Annotated in this window: 1 protein-coding gene; it reads right to left on the bottom strand. The window is 67.6% G+C overall.

Annotation, left to right across the window (positions count from 1 at the left end; genetic code table 11):
* Positions 1-217: 217 nt before the first annotated feature.
* A partial coding sequence (locus tag ABFX45_RS46215; protein ID WP_487047095.1) for an NsdA family TPR-like regulatory protein occupies positions 218-769 on the bottom strand: 552 nt, incomplete at its 5' end.

Raw genomic sequence — 769 nt, 5'->3', positions numbered from 1 at the left:
AGCTTCCAGACCGTCTACCGTCTACCGGGAGATCGACCGCAACAGCAAATCAGACGGCCGCTACCAACCATGGTGGGCTCACAACCAGGCGCTGCTGCGCAGAAAACGCCCGAGGGCCCGGAAGACCGTGACGGGTGAGCCCCAGCATGTGCTCATTCGCGAGCTCGAGGTGGTGGAAGTCTTTCTGCACAACTGGTATGGGGCGCCCGGTGGCCGCTCAGGCGCTGAACTCGGCTGCCCGGGCGGACAGTGCCTGTGTGGCGGAGCTGGTGCGGTGCGACCGAACGCGGGCACGCATCCTGCGCAGCACGGAGTCGGCGCGACGGCACGTGACCAGTGGATAGTCATCGAGGAATTGGTGCCATGTGTGGCACGCCAGCTCCAACCGGCCGGACCGGGCGTGCAGTTCGGCGAGGTGTCCCAACGTGATCAGGCGTGATCGCCGCTCGTGGATCGGCCGGTGCCGCAGTGAGATCTCCAGCAGACGGATCGCGGCGGAGTGGTCGCCGAGGCTCGCGAGGGCTACCGCCTGCTGGTGCGCCAGCGATGCCGGGTGGTAGATGGCAACGCCGGGCGATCTGCCATCGGCGCGTGAGAGTTCCTTCTCGGCCGTGGCCAGGGTGTTCCGCGCGGCGCGGCCGTTGCCCATGGCCGCCTGGGCGACGGCGAGCTGTCCCAGAAGAAATGCCCGCATGTGCGACGGTACCTGCTTCGGCACGGTACGGACTGCTGCTTCAGCGAGATCGACGGCTTCGGCGTGGTGGCCGAG

This window comes from Lentzea roselyniae (assembly GCF_039537795.1).
GTDB lineage: Bacteria > Actinomycetota > Actinomycetes > Mycobacteriales > Pseudonocardiaceae > Lentzea > Lentzea atacamensis.
The sequence above is the reverse complement of the archived record's forward strand: the minus strand, read 5'-3'. Positions and strand labels throughout refer to the sequence as shown.